This window comes from Pedobacter sp. MC2016-05, assembly GCF_026239735.1.
In the GTDB taxonomy this organism is placed as follows: domain Bacteria; phylum Bacteroidota; class Bacteroidia; order Sphingobacteriales; family Sphingobacteriaceae; genus Pedobacter.
This window is the reverse complement of the sequence record NZ_JAPIVT010000001.1, coordinates 64,951-85,093: the sequence shown is the minus strand read 5'-3', so window position 1 is coordinate 85,093 and position 20,143 is coordinate 64,951. Positions and strand designations below refer to the sequence as shown.

At 39.3% G+C, this 20,143-nt stretch carries 8 protein-coding genes; 5 read left to right on the top strand and 3 right to left on the bottom strand.

Annotation, left to right across the window (positions count from 1 at the left end):
• Position 1 precedes the first annotated feature (1 nt).
• On the bottom strand, positions 2-1,348 hold the full coding sequence (locus OQZ33_RS00320; RefSeq protein ID WP_265797061.1) for an SWIM zinc finger family protein: 1,347 nt from the start codon (positions 1,346-1,348) through the stop codon (positions 2-4).
• Positions 1,345-4,017, bottom strand: coding sequence for a DUF6493 family protein (locus OQZ33_RS00315; protein ID WP_265797060.1), 2,673 nt, complete (start codon positions 4,015-4,017; stop codon positions 1,345-1,347). The genes OQZ33_RS00320 and OQZ33_RS00315 overlap by 4 nt, the downstream gene beginning before the upstream one ends.
• A gap of 858 nt (positions 4,018-4,875) precedes the next feature.
• Here OQZ33_RS00315 and OQZ33_RS00310 point away from each other — a divergent pair.
• From OQZ33_RS00310 to OQZ33_RS00290, 5 genes are all read left to right on the top strand, one after another.
• Complete coding sequence (locus OQZ33_RS00310) at positions 4,876-5,487, top strand: GIN domain-containing protein (protein ID WP_265797059.1); 612 nt, start codon at positions 4,876-4,878, stop codon at positions 5,485-5,487.
• Positions 5,488-6,127: 640 nt separating this feature from the next.
• Positions 6,128-12,928 (top strand): AAA domain-containing protein, encoded by a 6,801-nt coding sequence (locus tag OQZ33_RS00305; protein WP_265797058.1) that lies wholly within the window; start codon positions 6,128-6,130, stop codon positions 12,926-12,928.
• A 12-nt stretch (positions 12,929-12,940) separates the two neighbouring features.
• Positions 12,941-16,711: an ATP-dependent DNA helicase gene (locus OQZ33_RS00300; RefSeq protein WP_265797057.1), complete on the top strand. Its 3,771-nt coding sequence runs from the start codon at positions 12,941-12,943 to the stop codon at positions 16,709-16,711.
• 239 nt (positions 16,712-16,950) lie between these two features.
• Complete coding sequence (locus tag OQZ33_RS00295) at positions 16,951-17,706, top strand: hypothetical protein (RefSeq protein ID WP_265797056.1); 756 nt, start codon at positions 16,951-16,953, stop codon at positions 17,704-17,706.
• Between the two features lie 174 nt (positions 17,707-17,880).
• Positions 17,881-18,318, top strand: a complete 438-nt coding sequence (locus tag OQZ33_RS00290) for a hypothetical protein (RefSeq protein WP_265797055.1) — start codon at positions 17,881-17,883, stop codon at positions 18,316-18,318.
• A 192-nt stretch (positions 18,319-18,510) separates the two neighbouring features.
• On the opposite strand, the gene OQZ33_RS00285 is transcribed toward OQZ33_RS00290, so the two are convergent.
• A complete protein-coding gene (locus OQZ33_RS00285) occupies positions 18,511-19,860 on the bottom strand; it encodes an ATP-binding protein (protein ID WP_265797054.1) in 1,350 nt (449 codons plus the stop codon).
• Positions 19,861-20,143: the final 283 nt, after the last annotated feature.

The window sequence follows — 20,143 nt, the reverse complement described above, 5'->3', positions numbered from 1 at the left end:
ACTATTGATTCAGCTTCATCTTTACCGCCATTATGTGCTTGCATAGCCCTCTGTTCGTCTTATTATTGGTAAACCAGGTACAAGTACATTGCAGTTCGTTGCCTTTACCGGCGACAATATGACTCACACCAGTGGAACCTTTAACCTCAGCTTTAATGCCGTTTTTGTCATTTTGCAATACCACCACACCATCTTCATCGAATAACTTTATGGCATTTTGCTGCCTTGGATTAAAGCGTTTTAACCGAGAGAGATTAAAGGGGAGCTTTCTATAAAAATAATTGTTGCTTAATAAATCGTATCCCAATAATCCCATGCTGGATAGTGAAGCCTGCAAAGTTTCCATCGTTCCCAGCTGAATGTCATGTTCTATAGAAACCAGTGTGGGCTGAAAAACCTCATTGGTTTTAAAATAATTATTGATGCTAAACAACCATTCGTCCGGTAGTTGAACTATCAGGTTTTCTATATTCTTGCTCTCACCAGAAAATCCCCTATATACTCCGTCCGAGAGTAGAAATAGCATTTGTATATCTTTGAAATCAAGCACTACTGCTGTACTTTGCTGATCTTCATGTTTATAAAAAGAGACACTATCTACAAGCAACAACAGGTTTTCCATCAGATTGAGTCTGTGAATGCCACCTATTTTTAAGCTATTGGGTTTTGTTACAGCAGAAAAAGCATAACTGTTCCCGGATTTGAATAAAAAATACTCAGTCTTAACAGCTGTTTTAGGTATGGCCTTAAAAAGTTGCAATGCTTCAATTTTGTTCAATTTAAAGGCTAGCTCCATTCGAGATAAGTATACCTGCACATTTCCCAATCCTTTAATCCAACGATCAGGCAAACTCACTTTCTTCTCAGTGGCCTCTATGCGCTCGGTTATGACCTTCAGTTCTTTTGAACCTACTCCGACCATTAATTTTTCTGTCCTGGCAACGGTATTGAACGCCCGGATAGTTGCATCGCTAAAATCAACATTGGTGCAGCCCGACTGAATAAACTCCCCGTCAATCCCTTCTGGCTGCACGTCAATACGAGCATAAACACTATTACAAGATGAAAATGCCTCAAAATGTAGTTGTTCATTACCGACAGAAACAATAGGGTCACGCATATTAATCCGCTGATCCGGGCTAATCGCAAAATGAGAACGTACTGTTTTACCAAGTGTGCTTAAACATTTTGAAGCGACAAATGAATTGATGATGTTGCCATAAAAAAAGCAAGGCACTTTATTGTCCTGTTCAATTTCAGAACAATGTGCCAGGATAAATGATTTATCCCGGCCCGCTACATTTATTGTAGAAGCATTTTGATACTGATATTGAAAATCTAAATTCATTTGCGTTTTACTTTACTTAAAAACTCCTGATTTGCTACTTTATCAAGTTGAGCAGAAACTTCTAAATAGTAAGCTGTTATTTTCTTACTGTTAACAGGAAGGTGCTCACCATCAAAATGCTCCAAGGTTTTTTCCAGACATAGCAACTGGAACTCTTTGATCCGTTGTGAAACAAAAGGGCGATCTAGGTATTCTATAAACCTGTTAACGGGTGCATATCCTCTGGCAATTAGTTTACCGATGATATTAGCAAGATAAGAAAGATTCCCTTTTTTATTTAACAGTGAAAACTGAATATATTCTACAGCCAGATCTCTGGAAATTTTCTTTTCAAACAGTAAACAAACAGCAATATATAGCCATCCGCTGCCATGGACTTCCAGGCGATTATCCATCAAAAACTGCATCGGGTACAGACAATTTTCCATTTCCCTGACTTCATTTCCCGAAGCCGTATGAGGGATATACCGACATAACATTGGACCAATGTATTGAGGCATTAAACTCAATTGAAACGCTATAGCCTCCCGAAAAGCAGTGGAAAAAGGTGCAGTATTATAGAATAGTGGGGGGTAATGTTTGGTTTCTTTATTTCTATACCAGCTATAATTCCAATTGTGTTCCAGGACCAGGTTGTACCACGTCGCATATTCACTCTTGTCGACAACAATTTCATAAGTGATCTCAAATGGTCTGGCTATCGAAGGATAGCTTTTCGCTGCCGTATTTTCAAACTCAGGAAATAGCTGAACAGGCTGCTTAATCCTCGTTATCTGTGCCCAAAGTGCCAACACATCTTCAGTCGGCTTAACTTGATCTGCGGCCCCTAAATAGTACTGCATCGCAGCCGCATAATTCCCCTTTAGGCTCTTCACAAGATCAAGTACTTCTTCATCTGTTTGTTGGTATAACAATCTGTTACAAGCCACGATCAGATCTTCTATTTCAATATTTACCTTTTCTTGCTCATACTGTAGCAGACGTTGCACCAATACTTTTGGATTCAGGTAAAAAGGCAGATGACTTGGGGTCGAAAGAAATGGCAATCTGTTTTTAGATGCTAGCTTTTGCCTCATCCAATCCAGCTTATTTTTTACAAATGGAACGCTATCATTTTCAACTCTTATTTTTTCTATGCTATCCTCGCCAACCCAATGTTGCATAAATTCAGAGAAAATGGTCATTATTTCTATATCCCAAAATCTGCTAAACAGCTGCTTACAATAAGGTTTCAATTGCTTCTTATAATCTGCTGGGATCTCGTCCTGCAGCTGGTTGAGTCCTTCCAGAAAGAGGTCGAAATCTAATGCAGACTTAGTCCTTATGAAATTACCAATCTGAAATAACAACTCTTCCCAAGTAGAAGGTATCGTTACCTGTTTCAACTGTTCTGCCGCATCTTCAAATACGCCATCTTCTACAGAAGAATTAACCGGGGCATTATCCAACCCAAGAATTTCAAGGGTCTTAAGTTTTAAATTACTTAAGTAAGGTTCAACTATAACGCTCAGAATTTCCGGATCAATATGTTCTACTAAAAGCCGGGCTCCTTTTTCCTGTACTTTCGGATCATTTTGGAGCAATAGCATAGATAGCTCAGCGGAAATGTCCAGCTCCTTATGTCCTTCCTTTTTCAAAAGGAAATCAAGGATATCCAGACTCAGCAGAATTGATTTTTCTATTTTCTCCTTTGGGAAAATTGCGCTCACATTGTCAATAAATCCATTTTCATCAAAGCCTTCAGTCTTATAGATCTCTTTGATTTGTCTGACCGCAAAATTAATCAGGCTGGCACTACCGGTATTCAGCAGGGAAAACAGCAAGTGTTGATGCTGCAGATACTCTTTTTGAATTGTATTAAACAGGTCCAACAACCGGATGTGCCAATCTAAGTGAGGCTTTTTCCAGTTGTTGAGCAAAGATTCCAATAAATACTGAATGAGGGTACGGTCAAATACATATCCCTTCTCCAGCATGATCCGAATAACTTCCGTCCAGTATTCATTCACCTTTTTACAGACATGTCCCTCACGGGCTTTCCATTTAGAAATGTCTAGCACAGGAATTTCATATTTGTGGAATTGAAGAAATACCTTTTCAATAGCGTCTGGGTTTTCCAATAAAAAATCAGCATCCTCTTCAGTATTCCTGTCAAACATCGTTACGGTAAACAAACGCGTAACAAAATAGCTCTCATCAAAAGTAATCCAACCCTGCTTGTAAAATGCCCATAGCAATTTGAAATCAATGCTTCCAAAACGTTCCTTTTGTGATGCTTTAACAATCTTATCCAGATAGTCTGGTGGGAAAAGTTGATAAAATGCCAGTAATGGTTCTAATCCGATGACTGGTTTTGCTAAGTAGGTGTTCAAGGGGCGAACTAGCCATGTTTCATTCAAGTATTCAATCCTCACTATATCATCAAATCCTCGGGTACAGGCAATAAGTGCAAAGGTTAAAGTGCAACTAACCTTATTCCGGTTATCATAAAAATCACGTTGTGACTGTCCACTCAAGCTAACCCCATCCATTTCTAAAATATCGCGATCAACATCTATAGAATGCAAGTATTTTATAGTTTCTGAAAGCTCAATTCCGTTCAGATTTTTACATTGGTTCAGAACTTCAACCCAGTTTTTGTCTTTAATATGCTGTTTAAGTTTATTCATATGGGTACCGCGCTTTCAAAAAATATCACAAATCCAATTTATGGTTAATTTGAAGCTAATTTATAATCATTAGTTTATTATTTTGTTTTTTGAAACAAGATATTGCCCAATTTTGCCAACTCTGATTCTTCTCCGATAATCAGAATTTCTTTAAACTAGCTGCGGATTTCGCCAAGGAAACGTTTTCGGAATGTCGCCCTGCATAGGCTTGAAAGGGATCATATATTGAAACGACTTGCGCATGGAATTTAATTGTATCCGAAGATAGATCCTGTTCTTGGTAGCTTCTACCCTTCTACTGAGGAGATAGCGGAAAGTATTGCTAATATTGATAAAAGCAGTATATTTTTACAGATAAATATTGCAGTCATGAAATCAAAATGGATATTCCGACCCATACTGCACCACCTATTCCGAGGTATAGTGGGACGGAATATCCACTCCCGGGGGAAACGAAGTCCTATGCCGGCTTTGAATGCCAATTCCTCCTTTGAGAGCTTAAGTAGCTTATGCTGTGTTTTTACAAATGTTGATAATGGATTACTCATGTTTATGCCCTATGTGGTACAATAAATTTGAGTGTTCAAAAAATCACTATGTTCATGTTTCATGAACAATCTATTAAAATGAACATCGCCATATTTTTTAAATAAAGCAGACAGCGAAGGACGAGTATGACCACAAACTCTGGATTTGATACTGGTTAGTATAGATAGTTGAAAAGAGTTCGTCTAGAAATTACAGGCGTTGGTCTAGCAGTTACTAACGCTGGTATAATGCGAGGTTTTTGCCTGAAACGTTTGATGGACAGCTGAGTCTTAATAACAAACAATAGCAAAAACCTAAAATATAAACGATATGAAAACTTTAGCAAAAACAATATTCGCAGCAGCATTAACAGCAGTAGTATTAACTTCATCAGCAATGGCAACTATTGCCGCTGAGCCAGTTAAAGCAGAAACAAAAACTGCTTCATTATCAAAATTCAACAGGATCTGGGTGAGCGGGAATGTGAAAATCGTATTAACCCAAGGTGACAAGCAAAATGTAGAGGGTGCGAGCAACTATGATGCTGCAAAAACCTCGGTATCAACTGATGGAAAAACCTTGTTTATCAATTCGTTAGAAACAAGTCAAGTAACACTTAATATTACCGTAAAAGATTTGGAAAGGATTGAAGCTTATGGTCAATCTGTCGTGGTGACCAGCAATAATTTCGATGTAAAATACCTTCAGTTATTTTTGGGACAAAGTGCTACAGCGAAGATCAAAACTACAGCAGGCAGTTTATATACTATCGTTAAGGATGATGCGGTATTAAAATTAAATGGTACTGCTGATCAAAGTACAATGATCGCTAGCAACATGAAAAATGTAAAATTAGCTGACTTTGCCAGTCTTAAATCAGAATCATATGCTTCTGAGGCAATCATGGAAGCAGAGCAAAATGCAATGGTTTTAGCAAAATAGAGAATATCAATCAGATAAGTTGAAGCTGCCCATTTGGGTGGCTTTTTTTGTTATTGGTGAGCAGGCAATTCCATAGATATTATCGTTAATTGGTAATTCAAGAATTAGCGATAATATCTAAAATAGCTATATAAATCATCCTAAATCTTGGTATTTGCAATTCATGAATTGCAAATACTTCTCTTACTAAAGATTGAATGAAAAGCTGTGAAACTTTCGCTCCTTACAGGCGGTAAACAAAAGGTACATATGTAATTATGAATGTATTTTCTTCTTCCTGTAAATGTTGCAATATTAATAATAGGGAAAATTTTTCTATAATCTTTTATACGGTTTGCTGTTGAAATCATTTCATTTAATAAATATCATAGATAGGCTTGTATGACTCATTCGAATAGTTCTACAAAGTTGAGGAATATCAAATGTTATTTACATTTATATTTGCTTAAGCAAATATCATTAACAATATTTAGGTCAATTAATTTTATCCATTTTTTAACGCAACATCAATTAACGCTCAGCCCCTTCTCTCGCCCCAGAAATCTTAAGAACCATCCTGCCACTAGTACTACAGCCTAGCACTGTATAATGGTTATTTATTTCTTTGGGAAAACTGCAACGGGCTCTGGGCTCACACTTTATGAAGATCAAGAATATTAAAGAGTACCGTAAGTTTTATAAGGAAGAAGTACGTGACCAGCCTACAAGGGACGAAAATTTTATTGGCAATTTCCGCATGGAAAATGGCAAGAAAAAGTTTGGTTGGTTCGATATTTACCATGGGGATAAGGAAGGCTATGGAAAGGCAGAGAATGGTATTGAAAACTTCTTGCAAAGTTTTCTGGATATGGCCAGGGACGGTCAGGCGGTTTATGAATTCCTCCAAAATGCAGTAGATGCAGGGAGTTCCCACTATACTATGGTTTGGGGACAGGATAAAACGGATGGGAACTATTATCTTATGGTGGCCAATAATGGGGATATGTTCTCACTTAACAGCGTACGTTCCATCCTTAATGTCGGCTCTTCAACCAAGACAGCAGATAGTAAGACTATTGGCAAATTTGGTATTGGCTTCAAACTGGCCCATAGACTGGTGGGAAAGGATAATGGACTGGAAGAATTACTGCATGAAAACTCTGGTCCTCTACTCTATAGCTGGCAAAACTATGACATCGCTCAGCTTGCTGCCGGTTCAGAACCTGAGCCCACTTCCATGGAGATCACCAGTATTGGTGAAAACCAGTATCGTTCAGATGATCCTGCACCCTGGCTATTCAAGATCCTGATCACCTGTTTTCCAAATCTCCCCGAAAATGAATCCGTGTTGGATTTACCGACAATGGCCAATGGAACAATTTCACCTGCACCACCGTTTAGCCAGGCAGAGTATCAAACACTGTCCCGTTGGGTAAATAAATACACCCACATCCTCAACAAGGAAACCTATCAGACTGGATCACTTTTCTTCATCAAGCTTGGTGAAGGCAAGGAAAACGAACTAGCTGAAGGCAACCTTCAGGAAGGCGTAAAGTTTGCACTGGCAATTCTTAATCAAACTGCAGACGAAGCCGAACGGAGCAAAAATGTATTGCGTACAGTGCAGCTCAATAATGCAGAGCCGATTACACTTCCTGAACTGGAATACCTGAGAATTGATATCGACAAAGAAAATCAGGCAGACACATATGCTTTTATCCGCTTTGGAGTGAACGAGTTTGCCGATTTAAGTACCGAACAACTCAACAAGGTCGCTCAGGAATCTGATATTGAAGTACTCTTCGGCTTTCGCCCTTATGATAGGATTGATAAATATTTCAGAGGTGCACCGAATTTTTACCTCTATTTTCCCTTAAGTGAAGAGGTACATAACTTTAACTACATCCTGCACTCAAATGCATTTTACAAGGGGAGTTCCAGGACATTCTTGCACAAAGGCTCAGGAAAGGATGATGGAATCAACGAGCGCTTGCTTAAAGTAATCGTTGATAAAATAGAAGAGGAGTTCATAAGATTAACCGAGTCAGCCCTTCGGGCAGATCGAAGAAAATTCCTTGACTTTTACGCCGCATTACTCAGTTCAGGCCATAGCGCAAATAATGAACGGAAATGGATTGAAGAACCTTATGTCAACAGAGTCACCAAGTTGCTAAAGCGCTTTGTTCCATGCCGTCAAGACCTGCTCTCCGATGATTTCTTAATTTCAAATGACCCCGCTAAGGTATTCATCAAAGATACTGGAGTGGATATCGATATCAACGGCTGGGGACTCTCAGGCGTGAATTGGTTTTATTGGGGAGAGGGCAGTGATCTTCAGCTAAAGTTGCAGGCCAATATCAAGTTAGATATTAAAAAATATGGTCTTCAGGAACTGCTGAAGGCGCCTGCATCCATTGTTGTCCACCTTAACGATTGGATAGGATCGGATCCGGATAAAATGAGCATTATTATGCGTGAAGCACTTGTCGAGCATTCCTTGTTTAATGATGTTCAAAGGGCCAATCTCTTTGAGTTAAAACTGTTTCTCTTTCAGAAAGATGAGGTGCATTCCATCGAATCATTCAAAGAGGTTGATCCTCAGGGATATTTAATTTCCAGAAATAAACTTACAGAAATCCGCGACATTCTGTCCAAACTTGATCTTCGTCACTCCATTAACGATGTAGAGGAATTTACTAAAGCCTATCATTCTTATTTTGGTACAACATCTCAACTTGGAAATTATGATATACTGACGCGGCGCTTTTCCGACCATGCAAACGATGAACAACTCGGTAGATTACCCGACAATGAGAAGCTCAGGGTTTATCATGCTTTCAGAACCTTCAATGATAGCCCAGGAACCCGTATGCCCTTGCTTAAGATATTTGCCAATAAGAAAGGCGACTATCATCCCATTGGACAACTGATTGAAGAAACTTCAAAACGATGGCTCGCGCCTTATAAAGTGGAAAAGGATTTTGGTACAATCACTAAGACCTATCTTGTAAAGGAGGAGAAAGATATTTATGAGGCTATCATCAAGCCATTCTGGGGGGAGATAGCAGATAAGATGTCAAGTGATTCCGTCAAATCAAACCAAATACTGACTGAAATTATTGATTTGTTTGCGCAAAGCGAATGGGCCGACAAAAACAAGAACCTCATTGATCAGCAGCTAGGAATCTTTTTTAAAGGGGAATTTATTCAGGACGGCCTGGTCTTTTTTGATATCGCATTGAAAGATATTTCTGCTAAAAATTATTCTCATATTCAGCAGGTGCTTTTTAGTCTTTTTGACACCATTCTACCTGATCAGTTCTTTTTAAAACACCTGCAAAGCCATCCATTTGATTTTAAGTCCATTGGATTCATCTTTGATGTCATGGAGGGTGAAATTGACGGGGAAGACCTCAATGCCCTCCTCTTACTTGACAAAACCATTGATGGGGATTTTTTTGAGACACATGCCATTGGAACGCAGGATGGGAAATTCATCATTTTTAAAAATCAGGCTCAGATATATACGCTAAATAAAAAACTGCTTAAATATATCGATACCCACTTGAGAGGTGAGTTCATCCTAATCCCTGAAGAATTAGACCGGTTTAAGGATAGGGCTAAATTAACGCATGCAGAACTGATAGACACTATCATAAGACGGTTTGAAGAAAACGATATCGCTCAGGAACTTGAATTGATTGAAGCCATCCTCGAGGAAGGGTTGAGTGATCAGCTAAAACTTTTTAAAGGGCTAACCTACCTTGACCTGGATGCAACATGGGATCAGATAATACAAAATGGTATTTACCTGCGTTTGGCAAACAACTTGCTCTCGGCTGAAGATGAAGATTTTGACCTCTCTGAAATCCACGCTAAATTGCGCCTCATCCGTGAATCTGGCGATATCATCATTGGTAATATCCATAATGCAGAGGATAACATTCTGATTCCATTTCAGGAACGTACGCTTCATATCTCTCAATCCCAGTTGCTAGATCTTGAAGATAAAGAGGGAATTTCGGTCATCGAGGAATTTGCCAGGCTTGCCGTTCAACAAGGGTTTTTGACGGCTCCTTCCGCAGAACGCCTGTTTAAACAAAATAGCACTAGTGTAAGCGAAGAACTGGTGACCTTATTTATTGACAAAATCAACGATGGTCAGCTAAAAAATTCACACCAGCTTATTTTTCTGCTCTTTTCTGGCAACTTTGACAAATCGGAATTCGAAAATTATCATATCTTAACTGAGAGTGGTGATCTTTATCCGGTTGACGGCAATATTGTGCTTCACTCGCCACAAAATACAGGGTTTATTAATGAAATATTTCACCTTGATGAAAGTTTTCAAGACTTACAGTCAGTTTTAGGGATTAGTGACTTAGAAGTTATTCAGTATGGTGAGGAAGAGGAAGATATACTGCTGCCAAAGTTCCTCTTTTTACCTGAAGTTGAGGTGGATATCCTGGAAAGCAATACTGAACAGCTTGCGATGCTGGATTATCTCTTCATCTCTTGGCCACTACTAACAAGCCAGTTCAAAACGCGTAAACTCAGTGATGCATGGACAACAATATTGGGCTTTGATCCAAGGAAAAAATTAATCGGGAAACTCATCTTGGAAGAGGAACAATTGGATAAGAAAATCCTTGATTGGATGGCTAATGATACTTTTAAAATGAGTTTTCTGTCGGCTATTGGCGTTTCTTTGGAGGTTTCTGAAATTCTAAAGCTTCGCCAATGGTTGTGCAATGAACCTTTCCAAGAGTCCATCAGCAAAGATCTCGCAATTTACCAGGAGCACTTATTGTTTAATACTGTTAAAGGGTTGGCGAATAGATATGGGAACTTGCTGGGGAGGACAATCACTTTTGAAAAGGATTCCGCTAAGTTAGATTTTATCGAAGAGATTTATGAATGCTACAATAATCAGGATAATTATCTGACCATCCCGGATTTGGTGCATGTATCCTCTGACACGTTCCGGATTGCACAAAGTGACGAAAAAGAAACTGTACATATTGAACAAGAAGTATTGGACCTGCTTTTTAAGGATGATGAAAATCGACTTGATTTTCTATTTGATCAGGAGTTGGTCGTAAAGGAGTCGATGGCGAATCTATTCACATACGAGGATCTTGAACTTGATGAGGAATTTATTCTTCCCAATGTCGCCATCGAACATGATGAGCCATTTTACCTGAACTGGAAAATAAATTACCAGATCAGGCTCTTTAAGGTAGAGGAAATTATATTTAATGTCTTTTACCAAGACCAATCCATTGGTGCAATTAAAAGAGGAGATTTCTATCTGGATAAAACTAGTAAGGATTTTAAGGACATATATTATCGGAAGTCACTTTCTTTGGAAAATCTCTGCGAAAAACTAGAAGATAGCGAACTTGCCCAGCCACTGAAAGAAATGATAGAGGATAAGGATAGCATGCTTCGGAATCTATACAATGTAATGAATGCCGCTGGTAAGGATGAAATCAGTGATGCCAACCTCCGTGCGCTACGGATCGCGATGATGCAGGAAAATATTATCCATCAGCGGAGTAGTTATGCGGAAAATATGTTAATCGAAAGAAAGTATTCTTATAACTGGTTTACCACTTTTCTCAATTACCTAGCAACCTTTGAATCCCAGCAAAAAAATATCCAGCAAAAAACAATTGTTTTTCAAGAGATTTCTCATTATACAGTCAATGGCACACTTTCGGATAAGTTTTTTCTGCTCAAGGCTGCCAATTCCCTCATTCCCGTGAATATTGAGGAATTTGCCGAATTTGCCCTTGAACTTACTTTTAAAGACAAAACCCGCGAAAAAATTATGGTGGAGGGCGTTTCCAAAAAAGGTCAGGATCTTTTGATTTATTGCAGAAAACCACTTTCAAATAATACATTGATCAGACTTCCTGAAGTCTTAAATCTAAAAATCAGCTTTACACCTAAATTGGACCTGTTTCGGGAGTTAAAACTGGCTTTTGAAAATGTAAACAATATTGAAGAGTGGGAGGAAATCGAAGAGGCACTTCCAGCACTCCACTATATTTATGGCCCTCCAGGTACAGGAAAGACTACGACCATTTGCAGCCAGATTGCAGATGCAGTAAGAGAAAACCATAGTCTGCGAGTACTGTTGCTTACTCCAACCAATAAAGCGGCGGATGTGGTGGCAAAAAAATTGATCAAAGACCACTCGGATGTTTCCGTTATCCGGGTCGGCAAAGCAACTGACGGTGAATTGGAACAGGAACAGATCTATCAGGACTCGTTGAGTAATATAGATGTTGACAGCACTCATGTGATCGCATCAACAGTCCACCGCATTCCATACTTTAGGGTGGATAATGAGGACACAGGCATTGATCCAAAGCTTTTCGAGCTTAAAGGCCACTGGGATTATGTAGTCTTCGATGAATCGTCTATGATATCACTTCCCTACATGGTGTTTTGCATTCAAGCCATCAGTAGAAGATGCCCTGGTGTCAAGATCATCATTGCGGGAGACCCTCAGCAAATCCCGCCAGTCTCGGCCCTTAGTGATGCTGACTTGGAGGCTTTGGATATCGATGAAGAGAATATTTACAAGATGATGGGCGTCAATAGTTTCGTAGATAGTGCAATTCAGGTACGTGAATTGGATACGATGCAGCAGTTGAGCACACAGTATCGCAGTTTACCCCAGATCGGTCAGCTGTTCAGCGAGCTCGCTTACGGCAGTGAGTTGAAGCATCATCGGGGCAATAATAACGAACAGCCAAGGCTGCTCCCTGAAAGGTTCAGGACAATCATTAACCAAGCAGTAAGCTTTGTGAATATTCCTCTGGATGAACAAAACTCCATCTTATCGATTGGGAAGCTTTTTTATAGTGCTTATCACTTACATAGTGCAATATTTATAGCTGAGGCGGTGAAATATTTAGATGGTTGCTTAATCGAAGGAGAATCTTGGACCATAGGACTAATAGCGCCTTATAAAGCACAGGCAGCACTCATGAATCGGATCATCACTTCTTATCACCTTTCGGACCGAATAAAAATATCCTGTGATACCGTTCACGGATTCCAGGGCGACGAGTGTGACATGGTGTTTTTTGTTGCCAACCCTAGTCAGACTTGGTACACAGGGCATAAGCGATCATTGTTATCCAAAAAATATATTTATAATGTGGCCATTAGCCGCGCAAGAGATTATCTGATCGTTCTTCATCCCTATAAGAAAATCACTGGGAATGTGTTTATCAACGATATTAAAGGCAGTTATGAAAACAATTTCGGGCCAAATGCCATCATTGATTACCGCAAGATTGAAAAAATCATCTTTGGAGATGAAAATTTTATTGAGCGAAACAGTTACCTGACGGGTCATGATAGCATAAATGTATTTGGACAGAATGAAATTAAGTATTTTATAAAGTCCAGTGACCAGGCTATTGACATTGTTTTAAAACCTTAATCCGCATTAGAAATGAATATACCATCAATGCACCTGTCGGTGAGGGTTCCGTGGCATGATAATCGATGGAACGGCAAAATATGTTGCAGTCCCAAAGAAAATGGTTCCTGCATGTTTCTACCAAGAATTGCTGAGGCAAAAGATGCGGAACTGGAAGATAGCATCGCTGAAAAATGGATACATGAGCTTAAAGAAGATCACTTGCCACCTTGCCTGAGCGAAAAGGTAACTTTTATGTCTCCCCACACTGTCTTTAAGCACGCTTCACATCCATATAGCGGCAATACAGGAAATGCTAGCTTTTATGGTCATTTTTTGAAAACACGGTATTGTTATCCCGGATATAGTTTTTCCATCATACCTTATGGCTGGATGCGTAAAAATGGAGATGATGATACTTCTGAAAAAGCCGATGAATTGGGGCTGGATTTCGATCCATCTAAAGAGCCAGAGCTGAACTTTAAAAATACCTGGGTACAGCAGATTGATAACCAGCATTTAATGCTCAATACATTTATCGAGCCAATCAGGCCTGGTCAATCATTAATCTTTATCTACGCTAAAAATATTCCATTTGTAGAATCACATAAAAGGGTACTAATCGGCGTAGGAAATATCTCATCTATAGGTGAATTGACCGAATATGAATATGACCAGTTCAAACCTGGTCAGTTCAGGAGCACATTATGGGAAAGGCCAGTAATGCATACCATTCGAGAGGGGTTTAAAGACGGTTTTTTGCTCCCCTATCATGAATTCCTAAAACTGGCCGAAAAAGACAACACAATTGAGATTTCTGAATATATTGCCTTTGCACCGAGTTTTGAAGAATTTTCTTACGGAAGCGAGTGGGTCTCCAGTGATACCGCCATCGCCTCACTTCTTATCTTGCAGGATAAACTCAAAAAAATGAGTGGACTGCTTGCTGTAAGTGATATCGCGGGTCAGTTTCAATGGATTGACGATCAGCTTTCCCGGCTATGGAAGATGCGCGGACCATTTCCAGGACTTGGCGCGGTGTTGACCGGCCTCAGTATAGAACAAGGGAATTTACTTGCATGGCAAATAGAGGGCCTCTCGCGAGATGATCAGGGAGAAGAGGTAATCACCAATCCATGGGATATCGTTGATAAAATACTTTCCGGCAATGTATCAACCTTTGGCCTCAAACCGGATTTTAAGTTAAGTGATACCCTGATTGCCACCTGGAAAATGTTGTCGGAAAATGAACGCCAGTTTTTGGAACTGCTCAGTAGAATGCATTTGGACAACGACCAGGTCGAATTATTTATTAACGAACGTGCAGTTGCTCAACTTGAATACCTTATCAATCCTTATTTGCTTTATGAGAACTCCAGGTCCACTGGAAATGAAATAGAAGTTTCAGTTATCGATAAGGCCATTTTTGCCGACAAAATTCTGCTGGATAGGTTTCCGCTTCCACACCTAACGGATATTTCGGGGCCTCTGGACAAAAGAAGAATTCGAGCACTGGGTATCCAAGTATTGGAAGAAGCAGCGCTATTGGGCAATACACTGCTTACTGACAGTCAGTTGATTACCCAAATGGACGCACTTCCAATCAAACCTTCTTGCAGTCCTTCTATAAAAAACATTGCGGCAATAGCAGATTATCTAGAAAGCGAGATCACAAACCACGTTCTTGATGAACAGGAAGGATCTACTTATTTCAAGTTATTTAGATTTCAAGAAATAAGAGACCGTATATCCAATTTCGTTTCTAAAAGAACCAAAAAACGGATTTCACCTGAACTTATTACAGATTGGGCTGCCCTTTTAAACCAAAAATTTGGTGAAATTGATCCCACTTTCCCCGAATGGTACAGGCATTATGACCAGCAGGCCAGAGCAGAAAAGGTGAAAGCTTTAGAAATTTTGTCAAATAGCCGAATATCGGTGCTGATCGGTCCAGCAGGAACTGGCAAAACGACACTCTTGAACCTACTGTGCGAAAATCCGGTTATTTCCGCTCAGGGTATTCTTCGCCTTGCTCCTACCGGTAAGGCTCGGGTAAAAATGGGCAAGGAGGCGAAAACATTGGCACAATTTCTCATTAAGGTAAAGAGATACGATCCTAATGTTGGTAGATATTCCATGAATGCTAAGGGAGAAACGGCGCGTTATGGAACCGTAATCCTTGATGAAGCCTCGATGGTTACTGAAGAGCAACTCGCCGCGTTGATAGATAGTCTGGTCGGCGTAGACCGTTTTATTTTGGTGGGCGATCATCGACAACTCCCACCGATCGGGGCGGGTAGACCGTTTGCAGATGTTATTTCTTATCTGCGAAAAGAAGGTAAGTGCGTGGCTGAATTAGACTCACTATTCAGACAATTGCCAAAGTCAAACATTCCTGAAGTGGCGACAGACCGTTTCGATGTCAAGCTAAGTAAATGGTTCAGTGATGATCCGATCAAAAAAGATCAACCTGACCTTTTCAAAGAGATTTCGGCATCTAGTGATAAAACTTTTGGAAATATCCGTTTTGTAGAATGGCACAGTGCTAAGCACTTGGAGGAAATATTGATCGGCGTAACTAACGAAGAGATTGAAAGTTTACTCATTTCCCAACAAAAGGCTCTACGCAATCCTCAGGCAAATTTTGATGAATCTCTTGGCGCAAATTTTTACATGGAAACGTCCAACTGGTCGGGGTTTGGCATTGAATCCTCCGAAAAGATTGAAAACTGGCAGATAATTACTCCAACACGAACCGCAGGGTACGGTACAAAGATAATCAATAAACAGATTCAGCATGAATTTAGAAGTCGAACGATGAAAAAGGCTGTTAATCCCGGAAAAGGACAGGAACGTAAAATGAACAGACCGGTGGGTGAGGAACAGATTGTTTTCAGCGACAAGGTTATCAATACCCGAAACATCAGGCTGGACAACAAGTGGAATAAATATATTAAGGCAGATGGAATCAATGACGAACAGATATTACGTTACCTCGCCAATGGGGAAATCGGCATTCACATAGGGCATTATGGACCTTGGAAACACAATTGGCCTAGGCCAGTGAATATAAGCTTTTCTTCTCAGCCAGGATATGCTTATAGTTTTACTGAAAGTGATTTTAAGGAAGATGGAGCATTACAGGTGGAGTTAGCCTATTCAATTACCGTGCACAAATCACAGGGAAGCGGATTTAAAGTGGTACTTTTCATACTTCCCAATCCCTGTCCAGTGCTATCCAGGGAATTATTCTATACCGCATTAACACGACAGGAAGACCGGATAGTGGTGCTGCATCAGGGAAATTTCAACGATTACCATAAATACACAACAGGAGAATACTCAGAGACAGGAAGGCGACTGACAGATTTGTTCGGAGCGCCAGAGATCAAGGAGATCAAAAAAAAGTTTTATGATTCCAGATATATCCAAGTTTCGGAAAAAGGTGAATTTATGATCTCCAAATCTGAGGTGATCATTGCGGACAAACTGTTCAATAACAATATTCCGTACGTTTATGAGGATCCATTAAGTGATGGAAGCGGAGTCACCATTCATCCAGACTTTACGATTGAAGATAGCGATACCGGTATTATTTATTACTGGGAACATCTAGGGATGCTTAATCAGGATGGTTACCGGGTTAAATGGAACAGGAAACAGGAATGGTATACCCGAAACGGAATACAGGAACATACCATTGATCAAAACGCAGACAAACAGTTGATCATCACAAGAGATAAGCCAGATGGCGGAATTGATTCTGCTGAAATCAAAGCGTTGATTGATAAATTATTTAAATGAAAATGATTGATGCGCTTTTTGGTTTGCCTTAACAAAAAGCAATCTGAAGTTTGATATCAAAAGCTAAACATAGAAAATAATAGATGAGTAGATTTGACCATGAGAGCATTATAGAGGAAGGATAAGTAAATACGAGAGCAGCTTTTCATATTTTTTTACAAAGTCGTATATTGTACTTAATTGATAATTGTTATCCGGTCTGGGTACCGAGAAGGAACCTTAACCCTCCATTATTTATTATGACTGAGCGTTTTTTTAAATTTCGAGGGAGATTTGACTTTTCTCCACATCCCTATGAAATTGGTAATCCAATATTCCCCAACAGAAAATTAGAGGATAATTTCTTTGCGTTGAAACTTTATAGTCTGCCCGATGGTGAATTTAAAGCATTTTACGAATTTCACCTAGATCATTATCTGCAACGAAATCCAGATGGAAAGGAAAATTTCTTCTGTAAGGTAAACCGTAGCATCCAAAGGAGAATCACTTTTTATTCAGTTAAGGATCCGTTCAAATCCGTATATGAGGTTCACTCGGCCAACCTTGATAAATTAGAAGCCTTCCAAGAATTCTTAAATAGCATTGATGACTGGAACGTAAATACGTCGACAGAAAATATGCTGAGTCAAAGGGATGCCGAAATTGCCCGGCTCAAAAGTAACCTGGCAAACTTACAGGACCGTCTCGATGAAATCCTGCATTACGAGGCGAGTGAAAAAATAGTAATTAACAGCGGGAATTTAGCGGCATTTATGGATCTCATGCGCCAGTTTCAAAAGCTTATGCTGCCAAATGGTAAAAGACTGGTGAGCACTCAAGGTTATAGCCCATGGTATAAGATGATTGCCAAAAATTTTGTTCATGGAGACAAGCCAATACCGCTGGCAACTGCTCAGAATTATTTTTCATCTGAAGACTCCTCTAAATATATTTTTATATCCGATAAGGATAGGGCTTTTGATATTATTCCGGTTAAACCTGATAACCAACAATAGCGTAGTTTAAAACGCAGCTATGCCCAAACACCTCCATTGGGCATCTGATCACATGTTTATTATGGTGATATCGCCAGATGTTCTGGGCCCCATCTAGAGCAGATCAAAAATAATGTTCAACTGGTCAACAACATTACGATCAAAGCTACAGATTACGATTTAATCTTTTCAACAATGTGGTCTCACATTAGTCCTCCAAATGAGAGACAGATATTTGATGGGATGTCTGATTTTTACGTAATCCGGAATAATGGGCAAGTTTTCAGGCCAACTGATTACAATAAATTACATCAGGAAAGCTTAGACTTTATTCAGAGAGAAATATCAAATGGAAATGGACAGCAAAAGATTGTAGTTACTCATCATGTACCAACTTTAATGAACTATCCTTCCAGGTTTTTGGGAAGTATACTGAATGAAGCCTTTGCTGTAGAATTAACTGAGATGATAGAAAAATATAATCCTCTTTATTGGATATATGGTCACCATCACCAAAACACCTCATCTTTTAAAATCGGTGAAACAACAATGTTTACCAACCAGCTTGGTTACGTAAGATCAGGAGAGCATACAAAGTTTGATTCAGCTAAATTACTCGATATTCTAGGCTAGATTTTAAAGATCTGCTTGGTTATGGGGCAGGAAATACTTGTATTTAGTGTATGAACTATTGTCCCGAGATAATTAGATACTTTGTTCTTCAAGATTGTCTTTCCTGATTACAGGCCTTTCCGAATGTTTAGAGATTAAGCCTAAGATTCGTCAATTTTAATTCTTTTGAAAAAATTCGTGTAAACTGCTAATCTAGATTTGTGTTTTGAACCAGGTTAGGTAATTCTCGATTTGAGATACCAGATAATAAGGGAGATTCAATAGTTTGTATTTCTTTCCGCCGGGGGTAACGGCATCAGTAATGTGCAGCGAGCCTGCATAAAATCGGATGGCCATGTTATGTGGGCACAGATCCATAAACATATGCAAAGATTTTAATTTACCTTCAGCTCCTGATTTCACTTCTACCGGAATTAGTTGCCCTTCAAAAGGTACAACATAGTCCACCTCCGCACTTGAAGTAGTCTTCTCTCGTACCCAAAAATGGAGTGCACTTAAAGATTTAAACTGTGTGGCTAATAACTCTTGACCAACCAAGTGCTCAATTAAGGTCCCTTGATAGACTTTATTTAAATCATCGGTTCCTAAAATCTCTGTCTGTATACCAGCAAAATAATTAAGCATTCCAGTATCCAGCACCTGAAGCCTTGGAGATTTCCGATAGTCTGGCAGCAAAGGCAGTTTTACATCACTTGAGGGGTAAATGAGCTCAATTAATAGGGCCTTTTCCAGCGTTCTTAATGCTTCTCCCATATCCCTGGACCGATAGGGCGAATTTCCGAAACCTTCAAACTTAATACGCTGACCGGCCTGTCCAAATGATGCCCTTATCGCATGACCTATATGTAAGGCCTGTGCATTTGTACCGGCATATTTCTCAACATCGTCCATATATGCCGTAATCAACGAATCGAAGATTGCTGACAACTCCAGTAGATCTTTATTTTTACTATACTCTTTAATAACTTCTGGCATTCCCCCTATAAGTGCATAGGTATGAAATAGCTGCATGAGTTTATCATGTGTAAAGGATGGTGCGGGTACTTGTTGTAAATAATTTATCGCTTCCCGCTCATCCATAGCACTCAAAAATTCTGGAAAAGAAACAGGTCTTAAAACCATATATTCCACTCTTCCGACCGGAAAGCTAATGTTTTTATCAAACAAAGTTTCGAGCATACTGCCCGCGGCTATTACCGCAATCCCTGGTTGGTCTTCATAAAAATAACGTAGAATGTTTAAGGCCTCAGGCACTTCCTGTATTTCATCAATAAACAAAAGCGTATCGTTTCTTTGGGTAAGTGACTGATTTTTAATAAAAAACAAAGACTGCACGAGTAATTCGATCGTTGTGAACTCTTCAAAAGGCTTTCTGTCATCAGCAAGCTCGAGATTGAGATAGATGTACTGCTTAAATTTTTTTGAAAATTGCCCAACAACGGTCGTCTTACCTACCTGTCTAGCGCCTCGTATCACCAATGGTTTACGATTTGATTTGGTAATCCATTTTTCTAACTCTGTAAATATTATCCTATCGAACATTTGACAAACTTTAATTCCAAAACTATTTGTTGTTACAAAATTAGGGTTAATTAATGAATATTTCGTCACAGAATTAGGGTTAATTAATTGCTTTTCTGTCACAGAATTAGGGTAAATATAATTAATAATTGTAATAAAATTAGGGTAAATGTATTTATTATTGTCATTCTGCCAGTCGCCGAAATGGGTTTAAGGATGTACTGATCCTGCTCATCTTCAGCAGTTAATCATAACTTATTCTTTTCGAGTAGTACGGAACATTTCTCATAAGTGCCGGAAAAGG